This window comes from Kitasatospora sp. NPDC058965 (assembly GCF_042741245.1).
Classification (GTDB): Bacteria; Actinomycetota; Actinomycetes; order Streptomycetales; family Streptomycetaceae; genus Kitasatospora.
On sequence record NZ_JBHYKG010000001.1, the window covers coordinates 23171 to 38818 of the forward strand.

The window sequence follows — 15648 nt, forward strand, 5'->3', positions numbered from 1 at the left end:
GTGGTGTCAGCTTTCGGTGCGGCGGGGCTGGCGGGGGGTGTGGCTGCGCGGACCGCGCGGGGCACTGCGCCGGGCGGCCGGGGCCGCCTCGTCGGAGTTCTCGGCGTCCCAGCGCTCGTAGGCGTCGACGATCCGGCCGACCAGCTTGTGGCGGACCACGTCGGTGCTGGTGAGCACCGAGAAGTGGATGTCGGGCACGTCCAGCAGGATCGACTGGACCACCTTCAGCCCGCTCTTGGTGCCGCCGGGCAGGTCGATCTGGCTGGTGTCGCCCGTGACCACGACCTTGGAGTTGAAGCCGAGGCGGGTCAGGAACATCTTCATCTGCTCGGGCGAGGTGTTCTGCGCCTCGTCCAGGATGATGAAGGCGTCGTTCAGGGTGCGCCCGCGCATGTACGCCAGCGGAGCCACCTCGATCGTGCCGGCGGCCATCAGCCGCGGGATCGAGTCCGGGTCCATCATGTCGTGCAGCGCGTCGTACAGCGGGCGCAGGTAGGGGTCGATCTTCTCGTAGAGGGTGCCGGGCAGGAACCCGAGCCGCTCGCCGGCCTCCACCGCCGGGCGGGTCAGGATGATCCGGTTGACCTCCTTGGCCTGCAGCGCCTGCACGGCCTTGGCCATCGCCAGGTAGGTCTTGCCGGTACCGGCCGGACCGATGCCGAAGGTGATGGTGTGCCGGTCGATCGCGTCGACGTACGACTTCTGGTTCAGCGTCTTCGGACGGATCGTCCGGCCCCGGTTGGACAGGATGCTCTGGGTGAAGACGGCGGACGGGGCGGGCCCCGGGCCGTCACCGGCCGCGGCGCTCTTCAGCATCGCGATGGACCGCTCCACGGCGTCCTCGGTCAGCGGCTGGCCGGTGCGCAGCACCAGCATCATCTCGTCGAACAGCTGCTTGACCAGGGCGATGTCCGCGCGGTCACCGGTGGCGGTGACCTCGTTTCCGCGGACGTGGATGTCGGTCTCCGGGAAGGACCGCTCGATCACCCGCAGGAGGGAGTCGGTGGCACCGAGCAGGGTGACCATCGGGTGCTTCTCGGGGATCACGATCCGTGCGGTCGAGCCGGCGCCGCCCTGGGCGCTGGTCTGTGCGGTGTCACTCATCGGTTCGCTCATGGGTCGGCGCTACGGCCTGCCTCATCCCATCCGTCTCTCGGGGTGCCGCCCGGTTGCTTCCGGGGTCACCAGGGTACGCCGCGCGGGTGTTCGCTGTGCGGCGCGGCCCGATCGATGGTGCGCCAGCGGGGCGGGTGATGCCAGTGCTTTTCAGCCGGTCCGCTGCTTCTCGTGCCACCGCTGCCGCGGCGGCACCTGGATCCGGGTCAGGTCCTGGGCCAGCACCAGCTCGCCGTCGAAGTGCTTGCGGGCCTCGGCCTCGTGGCCGGCCAGGTCCGGGTAGCGCTGGGAGAAGTGGGTGAGCACCAGCGTGCGCACTCCCGCCGCCTGGGCCACCTTGGCCGCCTGCGCGGCGGTCAGGTGGCCGTGCTCCTCGGCGAGCGCCCGCTCGGACTCCAGGAAGGTCGCCTCGATGACCAGCAGGTCCGCACCGTCGGCCAGCTTCTCGACCCCCTCGCACATCCGGGTGTCCATCACGAAGGCGAACCGCTGCCCCCAGTACACCTCGCTGACCTCTTCCAGGGTGATGACGCGACCGTCCAGTTCGACCGCGGCATGCCGCTGCAGCTCCCCGACGATCCTGCCGCTGAGACCGAACTCGGCCAGCTTCTCCGGCAGCATCCGCCGCTGACCCGGCTCGATGAGCTGGTAGCCGTACGAGTCCACCGGGTGCGACAGCGCCACCGCCTTCATCGTGAACGGGAGGCCCAGGACCAGGCTGACGGGCCCCCGGATCGGGGCCGGCACCAGCTCGGCGGTCTCGTGGAACGCGGTGGCGTGCCGCAGCCGGTCGAAGTACTCCTGGCCGCTGGCCGGGTAGTGGACGTGCACCGGGTGCGGCACCCGGTCCAGGTTGATCCGCTGGATCACCCCGGCCAGGCCAAGGCTGTGGTCCCCGTGGAAGTGGGTGATGAAGATCCGGTTCAGATCGGTGGCCGAGACCCCGGCCAGCAGCATCTGCCGCTGGGTCCCCTCCCCCGGGTCGAACAGGTAGCCCTCGCCGTCCCACCGCAACAGGTAGCCGTTGTGGTTGCGGTGCCGGGTGGGCACCTGGCTGGCGGTGCCCAGGACGACGAGTTCGCGGTTGCTCACGGACTCAGACCAGGCCCTCGGTGAACGGCTCGCCGCCCAGCACGTGCACGTGGGCGTGGAAGACGGTCTGGCCCGCGCCCTGGCCGGTGTTGAAGATCAGCCGGTAGCCGGACTCCGCGATCCGCTCGTCCACGGCCACCTCGGCGGCCTCGGTGAGCAGCGCGGCGGCGACCTCCGGGTCGGCGGCGGCCAGCGTCGCGGCGTTCGGGTAGTGCGCCTTGGGGACCACCAGCACGTGGGTGGGCGCCTGCGGGTGGATGTCCCGGAAGGCGAGGGTGCGCTCGGTCTCGCGGACCACGGTGGCGGGGACGGCACCGTCGACGATCTTGCAGAAGAGGCAGTCGGGGTCGCGCGGGTCGGCCATGGCGGATCGGTCTCCGGACGGGTTGGCGGGTCCCCCGGCCGTTGGCCGGGGGAGGGTGCTGACGTTCCGCCAACCTACCGGACGCGCGGCCGGGTTACGGCAGCGGCGGCGGGGTCCTGGCCGGGTTGACGGCCAGTGCCTCCAGCGCGATCCGCACCGCGGTGGCCAACTGCGGGTCGGCGCCGGCCGCCCAGTCGTGCGGCGCGATCGGCACCTCGACGTCCGGGGTGACCCCGCGGTTCTCCAGGCCCCAGCCGTAACCCTCCAGCCAGGTGGCGTACTTGGGCTGGGTCACCCCGGTGCCGTCGACCAGGCTGTACCGGCTGTCGATGCCGATCACCCCGCCCCAGGTCCGGGTGCCGACCACCGGGCCGATGCCCAGCGCCTGGATCGCCGCGTTGACGATGTCGCCGTCCGAGCCCGCGTGCTCGTCGGCCAGCGCCACCACCGGACCGCGCGGGGCGTCGCCCGGGTACGGGTCGGCGGTGGCCAGGTCGCGGCCGCGGCCCCAGCCGACGATCCGGCGGCCGAGCTTCTCCACGATCAGCTGCGAGGTGTGGCCGCCGCGGTTCTCCCGCAGGTCCACCAGCAGCCCCTCCTTGGCCATCTCCACCCGCAGGTCGCGGTGGAGCTGGGCCCAGCCGGCGCTCATCATGTCCGGCACGTGCAGGTAGCCCAGCCGCCCGCCGGACAGCTCGCGGACCGCCTCGCGCCGCCCGCGGACCCAGTCGTGGTAGCGCAGCGCCTCGTCGTCGGCCAGCGGCACCACGACCGGGTGGCGCACCGTGCCGTCCGGTCGGCGCACCGTCAGCTCCACCGGCTGCCCGGCGGTGCCGGCCAGCAGCGGGGCCGGGCCGGCCACCGGGTCGACCGGGCGGCCGTCCACCGCGAGCAGCCCGTCGCCCGGGCGCACGGCCACCCCGGGCGCGGCCAGCGGCGAGCGGGCCCGCGGGTCGGAGGACTCGCCGGGCAGCACCCGGGCCACCCGCCACTCGCCGCCCTCGCGCGCCAGGTCGGCGCCGAGCCGGCCCTGCGGCCGGGAGGCGGCGGCGCCGCGCCCGGGCGGGGAGACGTAGGCGTGCGAGGTGCCCAGCTCGCCGACCACCTCCCAGAGCAGGTCCACCAGGTCGTCGTGCGAGCCCAGCCGGTCGACCAGCGGGCGGTACCGGTCCAGCACCCCGGCCCAGTCCACCCCGCCCAGGTCGGCCCGCCAGAAGTTGTCCCGCATCAGGCGGCCGTTCTCGTCGAACATCTGCCGCCACTCGGCCGCCGGGTCCACGGTGACCCGCAGCCGCGCCAGGTCCACCCGGGCCTCGTCGTCCTCGCCGGGCTTCCGGTCGGCCGGCACGATCCGCAGCTCGCCGCCGTCCAGCACCGCCAGCCGGTTGCCGTCCGCGCTGACCTGGAAGCCGTCCAGGCTGTCGGTCAGCTGCTCGGCGCGCAGCTTGCGCAGGTCGAAGCGCTCCAGCACCGGGCCGGGGCGCTCGTCGTCCGGGGTGGCGGCGTCGTCGCCGAGCTCGCCGACCACCTGGTAGCGGGTCCACAGCACGCCGTCCTTGGCGGCCCGCAGCACGCCGAACCGGCCCGCCTCGACCGGGAACGGGACGATCCGGTCGGCCAGCCCGGTCAGGTCCACGGTGGTGCCGGCCGGCTCCTCGGTGCCCTCGCCCTCGGTCGGCTTCTCGGTCTCGGTGCCGTCCTTCTCCTCGGCGCCGTCCACCGGGCGCCCGCCCCGCAGCGGACCGAACGGCGACGGGGTGTCGGCCGCCAGCGTGATCAGGTACGGGCGGGCGCCGGTCGGGAAGGCCAGGTCGAAGCTGTGCGCGTCGTAGACCGGGTCGAAGTTGCGCTGCGAGAGGAAGGCCAGGTGCTTGCCGTCGGCGGTGAAGGCCGGCGAGGTGTCCAGGAAGCGCTGCGGGGTGGCCTCGGCGACGTTGCCGGTGGCCAGCTCGCAGAGCATGATCTGGCGCAGCGACCAGGGCGCCAGGGTGGGCTGCGACCAGGCCAGCCAGTCCGAGTCGGGGGCGAACGCCAGCCCGCTGACCTCGCCGTCCTGACTGTGCACCAGCTCCCGCACCGCGCCGTCGGCGAGCGTGACCAGCAGCAGCCGCCCGTCGTGCGCGGCCAGCGCCACCTGGTTGCCGTCCGGGGCCACCGCCAGCGAGAGCACCCGGCCCAGCTGTCCGGCGGCGATCAGCCGCCGCTCCTCGCCCAGCGCGTCGGGGAGGTACGCGAGCGCGTCGTCACCCTCGGCGTCGGTCACCCAGAGCACGCCCTCGGTGCCCTCCTCGCCGGCCGGCGGGACCACCCGGGCCAGCCGCGCCCGCACCCCCGGGGCCTCGGCCAGCACCCGGGCCGGCCCCTCCCGGTGGGTCAGCCAGTGCACGGTGCCGCGCACCACGGTGGCCACCGCGCGCCCGGTGCCGTCGGGGGCGGCGCTCTCCACCCGGCCGCCGGCGGCCAGCGGGTACGGGCGGCGGGCCGCCCGCGGGCCGGCCGGGCGCACCTCCAGCCGCCGGGGCACCGCGTCGGGGTCCAGGCTGTCCAGCAGCCACAGGTCGCCGGCGCTGTGCCAGACGATCCGGCTGCCGTCGGTGGCCGCGTTCCGCGCGTAGAACCCTGCCGCGTCGGGAGCGCCGTGGGCCCGCAGGTCGGACCCGTCGGGCCGGCAGGAGTAGAGCCGCCCGGTGCCCTCGTGGTCGCTCAGGAAGGCGACGCGGTCCCCCACCCACATCGGGGACTCGACGTTGCCGTCCAAGTCGGCGTGCAGCCGGGTGAACGCGCCGCCGGTCTCGCCGATCCAGAGCTTGCCCGCGGTGCCGCCGCGGTAGCGCTTCCAGCGGGCCGGCTCCAGGCTGTAGGCGGAGAGCAGCAGCACCCGGTCCCGGTGCGGCTCGAAGGCCAGGCCGCCGACCGGGCCGTACGGCAGCCGGCGCGGTTCGCCGCCGTCCAGCGGCACCGCGAACGCCCAGGCCTGACGGCCCGTCGGCTGCCCCGCGCTGGTGATCGCGACCGGCTCGCCCTGGGCGGTCCAGGTGCGCAGCAGGGTGCGCGTGGTCGCCCCCCAGTGGGTCAGCCGGCGCGCCTCGCCGCCGTCCACCGGGGCCGCGTACAGCTCGGCCGAGCCGTCCCGGGTGGAGGTCCAGGCGATCGTGCGCCCGTCCGGCGAGAACCGCGGGTGCGCGGCCGGGGCCCGGTCGGCGGTCAGCCGCCAGGCCCGCCCGCCGTCCAGCGGGGCGAGCCAGACATCGTCCTCGGCGACGAAGGTCACCAGATCACCGTGCAGGTGCGGGTGGCGCAGGTAGGCGCCGGCGGGGATGCTCTCGGATTCCGTCACCGCGTCAGGTTATGCACCCGGCCACCGCGCCGACCACCGTTTACCGCCGCTGACGTGCCGTCAGCCCCAGCGCCCGGTGCGCGCCAGCAGCACCGCGCCGGCCGCCACGCCGGCGGTGGAGGTGCGCAGCACCGAGGGGCCGAGCCGGTACGGCCGGGCGCCGGCCGTACCGAAGGCGGCCAGCTCCTCGGGGCTGATCCCGCCCTCCGGGCCGACCACCAGGACCAGGTCGCCGGTCGCCGGCAGCGCGGTGGTGGCCAGCGCCTCGGCGCCCTCCTCGTGCAGCACCCCGGCGAAGGCCGCGCCGGTCAGCAGCGGCAGCAGCTGACGGGTGGTCACCGGGTCGCGCACCTCGGGGAAGCGCAGTCGGCGGGCCTGCTTGCCGGCCTCGCGCGCGGTCGACCGCCACTTGGCCAGCGCCTTGGTCCCGCGCTCGCCCTTCCACTGGGTGATGCAGCGCGCCGCGGCCCAGGGGACGACCACGTCCACCCCGACCTCGGTCATGGTCTCCACCGCCAGCTCGCCGCGGTCGCCCTTGGGCAGCGCCTGGACCACCACCAACCGGGCGGCGGGCGCCGGCTCGGCGTGCAGTCCGGTCAGGGCGACGTCCAGCGCGTCCTTGCCGTGCAGCGCGCTGACCGTGCCGCGGCCGCCCAGGCCCAGGCCGTCGGTCAGGGTGACCGGCTCGCCGACCTCCAGCCGCTTGACCGCCACCGCGTGCCGGCCCTCCGCGCCGTCCAGCCGGACCACCACCCCGGGGGCGGCGGTGGCGAGGCGTTCGGTGGGCACGACGAAGACGGGTGCGGTCATGAGCGGTCCTGGAGGTGGGGTGGGCGGGCGTCAGCGCCCGTTGAACGCGTCCTTCAGCCGGGAGAACAGTCCCTGCTGCCCGGGCGCGAACTGCCCGGAGGGCCGCTCCTCGCCGCGCAGCGCGGCCAGCCGGCGCAGCAGCTCCTCCTGCTCGGGGTCGAGCTTGGTGGGCGTCTGCACCTCGACATGCACTATCAGGTCACCCCGACCGCCCCCGCGCAGGTGGGTGACGCCGCGCCCGTGCAGCGGGATCGACTGGCCGGACTGGGTACCGGGCCGGATGTCGACCTCCTCCAACCCGTCCAGCGTCTGCAGCGGCACCTGGGTGCCGAGCGAGGCCGCGGTCATCGGGATGGTGACGGTGCAGTGCAGGTCGTCGCCGCGGCGCTGGAAGGTCGGGTGGCTGGTCTCGGCGATCTCCACGTACAGGTCGCCGGCCGGGCCGCCGCCGGGGCCGACCTCGCCCTCGCCGGCCAGCTGGATCCGGGTGCCGTTGTCCACACCCGCGGGGATCTTGACGGTGAGGGTGCGGCGGGCCCGGACCCGGCCGTCGCCGGCGCACTCCGGGCACGGGGTGGGCACCACGGTGCCGAAGCCCTGGCACTGCGGGCAGGGCCGGGAGGTCATGACCTGGCCCAGGAAGGACCGGGTGACCTGGGAGACCTCGCCCTTGCCGCGGCACATGTCACAGGTCTGCGCGGAGGTGCCGGGGGCCGCGCCCTCGCCGCTGCAGGTGGTGCAGGTGACGGCGGTGTCGACCTGGAGCTCCTTGGTGGTGCCGAACGCGGCCTCCTCCAGGGTGATCTCCAGGCGGATCATCGCGTCCTGCCCGCGCCGGGTGCGCGAGCGGGGGCCGCGCTGGCCGGAGGCGGCGCCGAAGAAGGCGTCCATGATGTCGGAGAAGCCGAAGCCCGCCGCACCGGCGCCGAAGCCGCCGGCCCCGCCGCCGTTGGGCGAGAGCGGGTCGCCGCCGAGGTCGTAGACCTGGCGCTTGGCCGGGTCGGAGAGCACCTCGTAGGCGGCGTTGATCTCCTTGAACCGCTCCTGAGTCTTCGGGTCCGGGTTGACGTCCGGGTGCAGTTCACGCGCGAGGCGCCGGAACGCCTTCTTGATCTCGTCCTGCCCCGCGTCCCGTCGGACGCCGAGTACCGCGTAGTAGTCCGTGGCCACCAAATGCTCCGCTTGTTCCGCCTCTAGAAGTGCCTGCGCCTGCTGTGCCCGTCCATGATGGACGGCGGCCCGCCGGTCGGGCGGGCCCTGGCCTATGACTCGGCCAGGATCTGCCCCACGTACCGTGCCACCGCACGTACTGCCCCCATGGTGCCGGGGTAGTCCATCCGGGTCGGCCCGATCACGCCGAGTTTGGCCACGCTCTCGTCGCCCGAACCGTAGCCGACGGAGACGACCGAGGTGGAATTCAGCCCCTCGTACTCATTCTCCCGGCCGATCCGCACCGTCATCCCGCTGTCGGTCGCCTCGCCGAGCAGCCGCAGCAGCACGACCTGCTCCTCCAACGCCTCCAGCACCGGCTGGATGGTCAGCGGGAAGTCGTGCCCGAACCGGGTCAGGTTCGCGGTGCCGGCCAGCATGATCCGTTCCTCGTTCTGCTCCACCAGGGATTCGAACAGGGTGGAGAGCACGGTGGTGACGACCGGGCGGTCGACCGGGTCGAAGGACGAGGGCAGGTCCTCGACCAGCGCCGGCACGTCCGGGAAGCGGCGGCCGCCGGCCCGGGCGTTCAACCGGACCCGCAGGTCGGCCAGGGTGGTCTCGCGCACCGGGGAGGGGCAGTCCACCAGCCGCTGCTCGACCCGCCCGGTGTTGGTGATCAGCACCAGCATCACCTTGGTCGGGGCCAGCAGCACCAGCTCGACGTGGCGCACCGTGGACCGGGTCAGCGAGGGGTACTGGACCACCGCGACCTGGCGGGTCAGCTGGGCGAGCAGGCGCACGGTGCGCGCCACCACGTCGTCCAGGTCGACCGCGCCGTCCAGGAAGTGACGGATCGCCCGCCGCTCCGGCGCGCTCATCGGCTTGATCTCGGCCAGCCGGTCGACGAAGAGCCGGTAGCCCTTGTCGGTCGGGATCCGGCCGGCGCTGGTGTGCGGCTGCTGGATGTAGCCGTCCTCCTCCAGGCTGGCCATGTCGTTGCGCACCGTGGCCGGGGAGACGCCCAGGCTGTGGCGCTCCACCAGGGCCTTGGAGCCGACCGGCTCCTCGGTGCCCACGTAGTCCTGGACGATGGCGCGCAGCACGGCGAGCTTGCGCTCGTCCAGCACGTGGCCGGCGGCGCGCGGGGCGGCGGGCCGGGCCGGCCGGGTCGCCGGCGGGCGAGCGGCCCGGGGCGTACCGCTCGCCCCGGAGGCCGGCCCACGGCCGGTGGAGCCCGCGTCGGACACGGGTTCGTCGAACACGGCACGCACCTCCCTCTTCGCGCGTTGTCCAGGTACCGGGCCCTGCGCCGCCGGGTACTGTCCGTTCATGGGCTGGCACTCTGCTTACAGGAGTGCCAGAACCGTACCTGCCAGTGTACGGCCCGGGTCCGACCGCAGGAACGCCCCGTCCCGGGATGCCGCACGGATCACGTGTCGCGACCCGCCGGGGTGGTGCCCGGCGCCGGGCGAAGTGGCAGCATCGAAAGCAACTCGGACCGAGGCCTCGGTCCGGCGAGACGGAGGATCCCAGATGTCGGCTTCCGGCCCCCACACCCGATTCGCCCCCGACCGCGGCCTGACGACCCGGATGGTCGTCACCATGTTCTTCATCGGGCTGCTCTTCGTCGTGTTCACCGGTGTGCTGATCGTGGTGCTCCGGGGAGCCTGGCCGTTGGTGGTGCTGCTCGCCGGCGGGCTCTTCGTCGCGCAGTTCTGGTTCAGCGACAAGATCACCGAGAAGGCGATGGGGGCGCACGAGGTCACCCCCGAGCAGTACCCGCAGCTGCACGGCACCATCGACCGGCTGTGCGCGCTGGCCGACATGCCCAAGCCCCGCGTGGCGGTGGCCGACAACGACATGCCCAACGCCTTCGCCACCGGCCGCAACGAGAAGAACGCGGTGGTCTGCGTGACCACCGGCCTGCTGCGCCGGCTGGAGCCGGAGGAGCTGGAGGGCGTGCTCGCGCACGAGCTGTCGCACGTGGCGCACCGCGACGTGGCCGTGATGACCATCGCCGGCTTCCTCGGCGTGCTGGCCGGCGTGATCACCCGGATCGCGCTGTACAGCGGCATGTTCGGCGGCAACAACCGCAACGACAACAACGACAACGCCGCCATCGCCCTGGTGGTGGTCACCGCGGTCTCCGCCGTGGTGTACGCGATCAGCTTCCTGCTCACCCGGCTGCTCTCCCGCTACCGGGAGCTGGCCGCCGACCGCGCCGCAGCCCAGCTCACCGGGCGGCCCAGCGCGCTGGCCTCGGCGCTGACCAAGGTGACCGGGCAGATCGCCGCCATCCCGACCGAGGACCTGCGCAAGTCGCAGGCCTACAACGCGTTCTACTTCGCCCCCGCGCTGAGCGCCAAGGAGGTGGGCGCCCAGCTGATGTCCACCCACCCCTCGCTGGAGCAGCGGCTGGAGCAGTTGGGCAAGATCTCCGCCGAGCTGGGCCGCTGAGCCCGCACCCGCACCCCTGACGTACGGAAGGATCGACCGTGGGATTCCTGGACGCCCTGCTCGGCCGCAGCAAGCCGGTCAAGCCCGACCTGGACCAGCTGTTCGGCGTGCCCTCGGCCGCGCTCACCCTGGAGGCGGCCGCCGGCTTCACCCCGACCGGGCTGGGCTCGGTCTGCTTCGCCGCGGTCGAGGGCGGGGCCTTCACCGAGGTGCAGCGCCAGGTGCGGGCCCTGCTGGACGCCGACACGCCGAACGGCGGGGTGCCGGTGGAGGCCAGCCGGGACGAGTACGGCTACTCCTGGCTGCTCGCCCGGCACACGCCGGACGAGCTGCCGGAGCTGGTCAACGACCTGCACGCGGTCAACAGCGAGCTGGAGGCGAACGGTTTCGGGCCGCAGCTGCTCTGCTCGCTGGTGGGCTTCCGCAACGCCGAGGGGCAGTCGCTGGCCCTGGTCTACCTGTACAAGCGCGGCACCTTCTACCCCTTCGCCCCGATGCCGGGCGGCCGGGAGCGCCGGAACAGCCCGCTGGAGCTGCAGGTCAAGGCGATGCTGGGGAACGACCTGCGGGTGGAGTCGGACCTGAGCCGGTGGTTCCCCGTCTGGGGCGCGCCCGGGCTCTGACGGGGCGTCCGGGCGCTGACGGGGCGTCCGTTCTTCCTATAGTTCGGTCCATGCGCAGCAGAGAGTACGGACCCGACCTCACCCCGCCGTGGAAGCGCGGCGTCCCCGTCCCCGAGGTGCCCGCCGAGCGGGACCTGGTGGTGGAGGAGGCGGCCACCGGCTTCTGCGGCGCGGTGCTGCGTTGCGAGAAGACCGCCGAGGGGTTCACCGTGACCCTGGAGGACCGGCGCGGCAAGCTGCGGGTCTTCCCGCTGGTGCCGCGCGGCTTCCTGCTCGACGGCCGGGTGGTCACCCTGGTCCGGCCCGCCGGCCCGGCCCCGGCCACGGCCCCGGGGCGGACCGCGTCCGGCTCGGTCGCGGTGCCGGGCGCCCGGGCCCGGGTGGCCCGCGAGTCGCGGATCTACGTGGAGGGCCGGCACGACGCCGAGCTGGTCGAGCGGGTCTGGGGCGACGACCTGCGGATCGAGGGCGTGGTCGTCGAGTACCTGGAGGGCATCGACGACCTGCCCGCGATCGTGGCCGACTTCGCCCCGGGCGAGGGGCGCCGGCTGGGCGTCCTGGTCGACCACCTGCTCCCGGGCACCAAGGAGCACCGGATCGCCGCCCGGGTGACGGGCGATGCGGTGCTGGTGGTGGGCCACCCGTTCATCGACATCTGGCAGGCCGTCAAGCCGTCCAGCGTCGGCATCGCGGGCTGGCCGGACGTGCCGTACGAGGAGGAGTGGAAGCAGGGCATCTGCCGCCGCCTCGGCTGGCCGGTGGACACCCCGGCGGCCTGGAAGCGGATCCTGGCCTCGGTGAACTCCTTCAAGGACCTGGAGCCGGCCCTGCTGGGACGGGTGGAGGAGCTGATCGACTTCGTGACGGCGGGTCAGGAGTAGGTCTGGAACTCGCTCGTATCGAGGGTGAGGTCCAAGGCGGCGACCCGCAGCAGGTCACCGAACTTGCCGACCCGCTCGGCCACGTAGTCCGGCGTCCCCCCTGGCGCGTCGAGGCGGGGCTCGGTCAGCAGGACGCAGACCCCCTTGATCGGGTCGACGATCAGGTAGGCGGGGATCGCGCCCTCGGCGTACAGGTGCCGCTTGGTGCGGTAGTCGCGGTCGACGCTGGTCTTCGAGACGACCTCGACGACCAGGGTCATCTTCGATGCGGGGATGAGCCGGCCGGGTCCCTCGACCACGCCCCGCTCGTACACCGCCAAGTCCGGCTGGGGCTCACTCACCGCGCTCGGGATCGCGATGTCCTGAGTCGTTCCCCGGTGCCAGCGTGCCCGCGGAATCTGATCCTGAATGGCCTCGACGATCCAATTGTGGATCCGGTCGGGCCCGGCCATCATCACGATTTCCCCCCGGAGGAGTTCAGCCTTGAATCCGTCGGGAACCTCAAGGTTCTCGAAGATCCCTGTGATGCGGTCATCCACGGCGGTCATCGCTCGCTCCCTCGGACGGCTCCCACCACCGTAACGACAATCAGTCCACCACGTCACGCACCACCGCGTCCGCCAGCAACCGCCCCCGCAGGGTCAGCGCGGCGCGACCGGCGGCGAACGCCCCGGCCTCCAGCAGGCCGTCGGCCAGGGCCTGCTCCGCGGCCTTGCGGCCGGCCGCGGTGAGCAGGTCGAGGGGGCAGCCGGCGACCAGGCGCAGTTCCAGCAGGATCCGCTCCACCCGGCGGTCCTCGGCGGTGAGCAGTTCGCGGCCCTGGGCGGGCGTGCTGCCCCCGGCGAGGGCGCGGGCGTAGGCGGCGGGGTGCTTGGCGTTCCACCAGCGGACGCCGCCCACGTGGCTGTGCGCGCCCGGGCCGGCCCCCCACCAGTCGGCACCGGTCCAGTAGAGCTCGTTGTGCTTGCACCGGCCGGCCTCGTCGGTGGCCCAGTTGGAGACCTCGTACCAGGAGTAGCCGGCCGAACCGAGCGCCTGCTCGGCGATCAGGTAGCGGTCCGCGTGCACGTCGTCGTCCACCATCGGCAGCTCGCCGCGCTTGATCCGGCCGGCCAGCCGGGTGCCCTCCTCGACGATCAGCGAGTACGCCGACACGTGGTCCGGGCCGGCCCCGATCGCGGCGTCCAGCGAGGCGCGCCAGTCGTCGTCGGACTCGCCCGGGGTGCCGTAGATCAGGTCCAGGTTGACGTGCTCGAAGCCGGCCGCGCGCGCCTCGGCCACGCAGGCCTCGGGACGGCCGGGGGTGTGGTGGCGGTCCAGCACCCGGAGCACGTGCGGCCGGGCGCTCTGCATGCCGAACGAGATCCGGTTGAAGCCGCCCTCGCGCAGCTCGGCCAGGTAGGCCGGGGTGACCGACTCCGGGTTGGCCTCGGTGGTCACCTCGGCGTCCGGGGCCAGCCCGAACTCGTCGCGGACCGCGGCCAGCATGGCCACCAGGTCACGGGCCGGCAGCAGGGTGGGGGTGCCGCCACCCAGGAAGACCGTGCGCACCGGCAGCTCCGCCCCGCCCAGCACCCGGCGGGCCAGCCGGACCTCCGCGACCAGGTTGGCCGCGTAGGTCTCCTGCGAGGCCACCGCGCCCGAGCTGTGCAGCTCGGTGGCGGTGTAGGTGTTGAAGTCGCAGTAGCCGCAGCGGCTGGCGCAGTACGGCACGTGCAGGTAGAAGCCGAACGGCCGCTCACCCAGCTGGGCCAGGGCGTGGTCGGGCAGCGAACCGTCGGACGGCACGGGTTCGCCGTCGGGAAGTGCGGAGGGCATGCGTCCATTGTCCGGTACGGGAGAGCGAACCCCTCCCCCGCACCGGAACGCCCGGGCTCAGGCCTCGTTGCTGCCCGCGTACATCTCGGTCACCGCGTCCGCGTAGGTCCGCTCGACCACCGGGCGCTTGATCTTCAGGCTCGGGGTCAGCTCGCCGTGCTCGATGTCCAGGTCGCGCGGCAGCAGGGTGAACTTCTTGATCGTCTGCCAGCGCTGCAGCTCGCCGTTGAGCCGCTTGACGAAGCCCTCGATCAGGCCGTGCACCTCGGGGGTGGCGACCACCTCGGCGTAGTCCTTGCCGGCCAGCCCGTGCTCGGCCGCCCACGGCATGATCACCGTCTCGTCCAGCGCGATCAGCGCGGTGCAGAAGTTGCGGCCGTTGCCGATCACCAGGATGTTGCTGACGAACGGGCAGATCGCCTTGAACTTGCCCTCCACCTCGCTCGGCGCCACGTACTTGCCGCCGGAGGTCTTGAACATGTCCTTCTTGCGGTCGGTGATCCGCAGGTAGCCGTCCTGGTCCAGCTCGCCGATGTCGCCGGTGTGGAACCAGCCGTCCGCCTCCAGCACCTCGGCGGTCTGCTCCGGCAGGTCGTGGTAGCCGCGCATCACGCCCGGGCCGCGCAGCAGGATCTCGCCGTCCTCGGCGATCCGCGCCTCGGTGCCCGGCAGCGGCAGGCCCACGGTGCCCACCCGGACGTCCTCGGCCCGGTTGACCGCGGAGCCGGCGCTGGTCTCGGTGAGGCCGTAGCCCTCCAGGATCGGCACCCCGGCGCCCAGGAAGAAGTAGCCGATCTCCGGGGCCAGCGCGGCGCTGCCGGAGACCGAGCCGCGCATCCGGCCGCCGAAGGCCGCCCGGATCTTCGCGTACACCAGCTTGTCGGCCAGCGCGTGCTGCAGGCCGAGGGCGAACGGCACGCTCTCCTTGCCGGTGGCCACCCGGGTCCGCTGCGCGGTCTGCGCGTACTCGCGGGCCACCTTGGCGGCCCACATGAAGATCTTGTACTTGGCGCCGCCCTCCGCTCTGGCCCGGCCCGCGATGCCGTTGTAGACCTTCTCGAAGATCCGCGGCGCCGAGGCCATCAGGGTCGGCCTGACCACCGGCAGGTTGTGGATGATCCGGTCCACCCGGCCGTCCACCGCCATCACGTGGCCGGTCGTGATCTGACCGGAGATCAGCGTCTTGCCGAAGACGTGCGACAGCGGCAGCCACATGAACTGCACGTCGTCCGCGCGCAGCAGGCCGCACTCGGCCTGGGCCACGCCCTCGTAGGACCAGCAGTCGTGCACCAGGCGCACGCCCTTGGGGCGGCCGGTGGTGCCGGAGGTGTAGATCAGGGTGGCCAGCTGCTCGCGGTCCAGCCCGGCGACCGCGGTCTCCACCGCGTCCGGGTGCTCCTTGAGGTGGGCCGCGCCGCGCTCCTCCAGCTCGGCCAGGGTGAGCACCTGGAGACCGCCGGTGTCGGGGCGCTCGGCGGGCGGGTCGAACAGGACCACGGTGGCGAGCGCCGGCAGCTGCTCGCGCTGGGCCACCGCCTTGGCCAGCTGGCCGGCGTTCTCCGCGAAGAGCGCCTTGCTGCCGGAGTTGGCCAGGATGAAGGCGGTCTCGTCGGCGTTGGTGCTCGGGTAGACGGTGGTGGTGGCGGCGCCGGCGCACATGTTGCCGAGGTCGGCCAGGATCCACTCGATCCGGGTGGAGGAGGCGATGGCCACCCGGTCCTCGGACTCGATGCCCAGGGCCATCAGGCCGGCCGCGACGTTCTTCACCCGCGCCGCGGTCTGTGCCCAGGTCAGCGAACGCCACTGCTCGGCGCCGGGGGCGCTGTCGGCGGCGTGCTCGTCGACCGGCACCGGGTACCGGTACGCCTCGTCGTCCGGGGTGGCCGCGACCCGGCTCAGGAAGAGGTGGGCCACGGAGGCCGGACGCGCCGCGATCTTGTCGGAGCCGACGGCGGACTGCACTGAACTCAACGAGACCTCCGGATGACCAGGTGGCCG

13 protein-coding genes are annotated in these 15648 nt (G+C 73.3%); 3 read left to right on the plus strand and 10 right to left on the minus strand.

The window, feature by feature from the left end:
- Positions 1 to 6 precede the first annotated feature (6 nt).
- The 7 genes from ACFW1A_RS00130 to hrcA all read right to left on the minus strand — a co-directional run bounded on the left by ACFW1A_RS00130 (position 7) and on the right by hrcA (position 8998).
- Positions 7 to 1104, minus strand: a complete 1098-nt coding sequence (locus ACFW1A_RS00130; RefSeq protein ID WP_380401357.1) for a PhoH family protein — start codon at positions 1102 to 1104, stop codon at positions 7 to 9.
- A gap of 162 nt (positions 1105 to 1266) precedes the next feature.
- Entirely contained in the window at positions 1267 to 2208 is a 942-nt protein-coding gene (locus ACFW1A_RS00135) for a ribonuclease Z (RefSeq protein WP_380401360.1), read from the minus strand.
- A gap of 4 nt (positions 2209 to 2212) precedes the next feature.
- Positions 2213 to 2572, minus strand: coding sequence for a histidine triad nucleotide-binding protein (locus ACFW1A_RS00140; RefSeq protein WP_380401363.1), 360 nt, complete (start codon positions 2570 to 2572; stop codon positions 2213 to 2215).
- Between the two features lie 94 nt (positions 2573 to 2666).
- Positions 2667 to 5909 carry a PDZ domain-containing protein gene (locus ACFW1A_RS00145; protein ID WP_380401368.1) on the minus strand — a complete coding sequence of 1081 codons (3243 nt, stop codon included), beginning with the start codon at positions 5907 to 5909 and terminating at the stop codon, positions 2667 to 2669.
- Between the two features lie 60 nt (positions 5910 to 5969).
- Positions 5970 to 6719, minus strand: coding sequence for a 16S rRNA (uracil(1498)-N(3))-methyltransferase (locus ACFW1A_RS00150; protein ID WP_380401373.1), 750 nt, complete (start codon positions 6717 to 6719; stop codon positions 5970 to 5972).
- 30 nt (positions 6720 to 6749) lie between these two features.
- Positions 6750 to 7889 carry a molecular chaperone DnaJ gene (gene dnaJ, locus ACFW1A_RS00155; protein ID WP_380401376.1) on the minus strand — a complete coding sequence of 380 codons (1140 nt, stop codon included), beginning with the start codon at positions 7887 to 7889 and terminating at the stop codon, positions 6750 to 6752.
- A gap of 92 nt (positions 7890 to 7981) precedes the next feature.
- The gene (gene hrcA, locus ACFW1A_RS00160) at positions 7982 to 8998 is read right to left on the minus strand and encodes a heat-inducible transcriptional repressor HrcA (protein ID WP_380401582.1); all 1017 of its coding nucleotides are present in this window, start codon (positions 8996 to 8998) and stop codon (positions 7982 to 7984) included.
- A gap of 406 nt (positions 8999 to 9404) precedes the next feature.
- On the opposite strand from hrcA, the gene htpX reads away from it, so the two are divergent.
- Genes htpX through ACFW1A_RS00175 form a run of 3 tightly spaced genes read left to right on the plus strand, consistent with a single transcriptional unit; the run spans position 9405 to position 11832 of the window.
- Positions 9405 to 10328: a zinc metalloprotease HtpX gene (htpX, locus tag ACFW1A_RS00165; protein ID WP_380401379.1), complete on the plus strand. Its 924-nt coding sequence runs from the start codon at positions 9405 to 9407 to the stop codon at positions 10326 to 10328.
- 38 nt (positions 10329 to 10366) lie between these two features.
- Positions 10367 to 10951 carry a hypothetical protein gene (locus ACFW1A_RS00170; protein ID WP_380401384.1) on the plus strand — a complete coding sequence of 195 codons (585 nt, stop codon included), beginning with the start codon at positions 10367 to 10369 and terminating at the stop codon, positions 10949 to 10951.
- A gap of 50 nt (positions 10952 to 11001) precedes the next feature.
- The gene (locus ACFW1A_RS00175) at positions 11002 to 11832 is read left to right on the plus strand and encodes a DUF3097 domain-containing protein (protein ID WP_380401388.1); all 831 of its coding nucleotides are present in this window, start codon (positions 11002 to 11004) and stop codon (positions 11830 to 11832) included.
- Here ACFW1A_RS00175 and ACFW1A_RS00180 read toward each other — a convergent pair.
- Genes ACFW1A_RS00180 through ACFW1A_RS00190 form a run of 3 tightly spaced genes read right to left on the minus strand, consistent with a single transcriptional unit; the run spans position 11823 to position 15621 of the window.
- On the minus strand, positions 11823 to 12380 hold the full coding sequence (locus ACFW1A_RS00180; protein WP_380401391.1) for a Uma2 family endonuclease: 558 nt from the start codon (positions 12378 to 12380) through the stop codon (positions 11823 to 11825). The two genes, ACFW1A_RS00175 and ACFW1A_RS00180, sit on opposite strands and share 10 nt — an antisense overlap.
- Positions 12381 to 12420: 40 nt before the next feature.
- Positions 12421 to 13650, minus strand: a complete 1230-nt coding sequence (gene hemW / locus ACFW1A_RS00185) for a radical SAM family heme chaperone HemW (protein WP_380401394.1) — start codon at positions 13648 to 13650, stop codon at positions 12421 to 12423.
- A gap of 57 nt (positions 13651 to 13707) precedes the next feature.
- Complete coding sequence (locus ACFW1A_RS00190; RefSeq protein ID WP_380401397.1) at positions 13708 to 15621, minus strand: AMP-dependent synthetase/ligase; 1914 nt, start codon at positions 15619 to 15621, stop codon at positions 13708 to 13710.
- Positions 15622 to 15648: the final 27 nt, after the last annotated feature.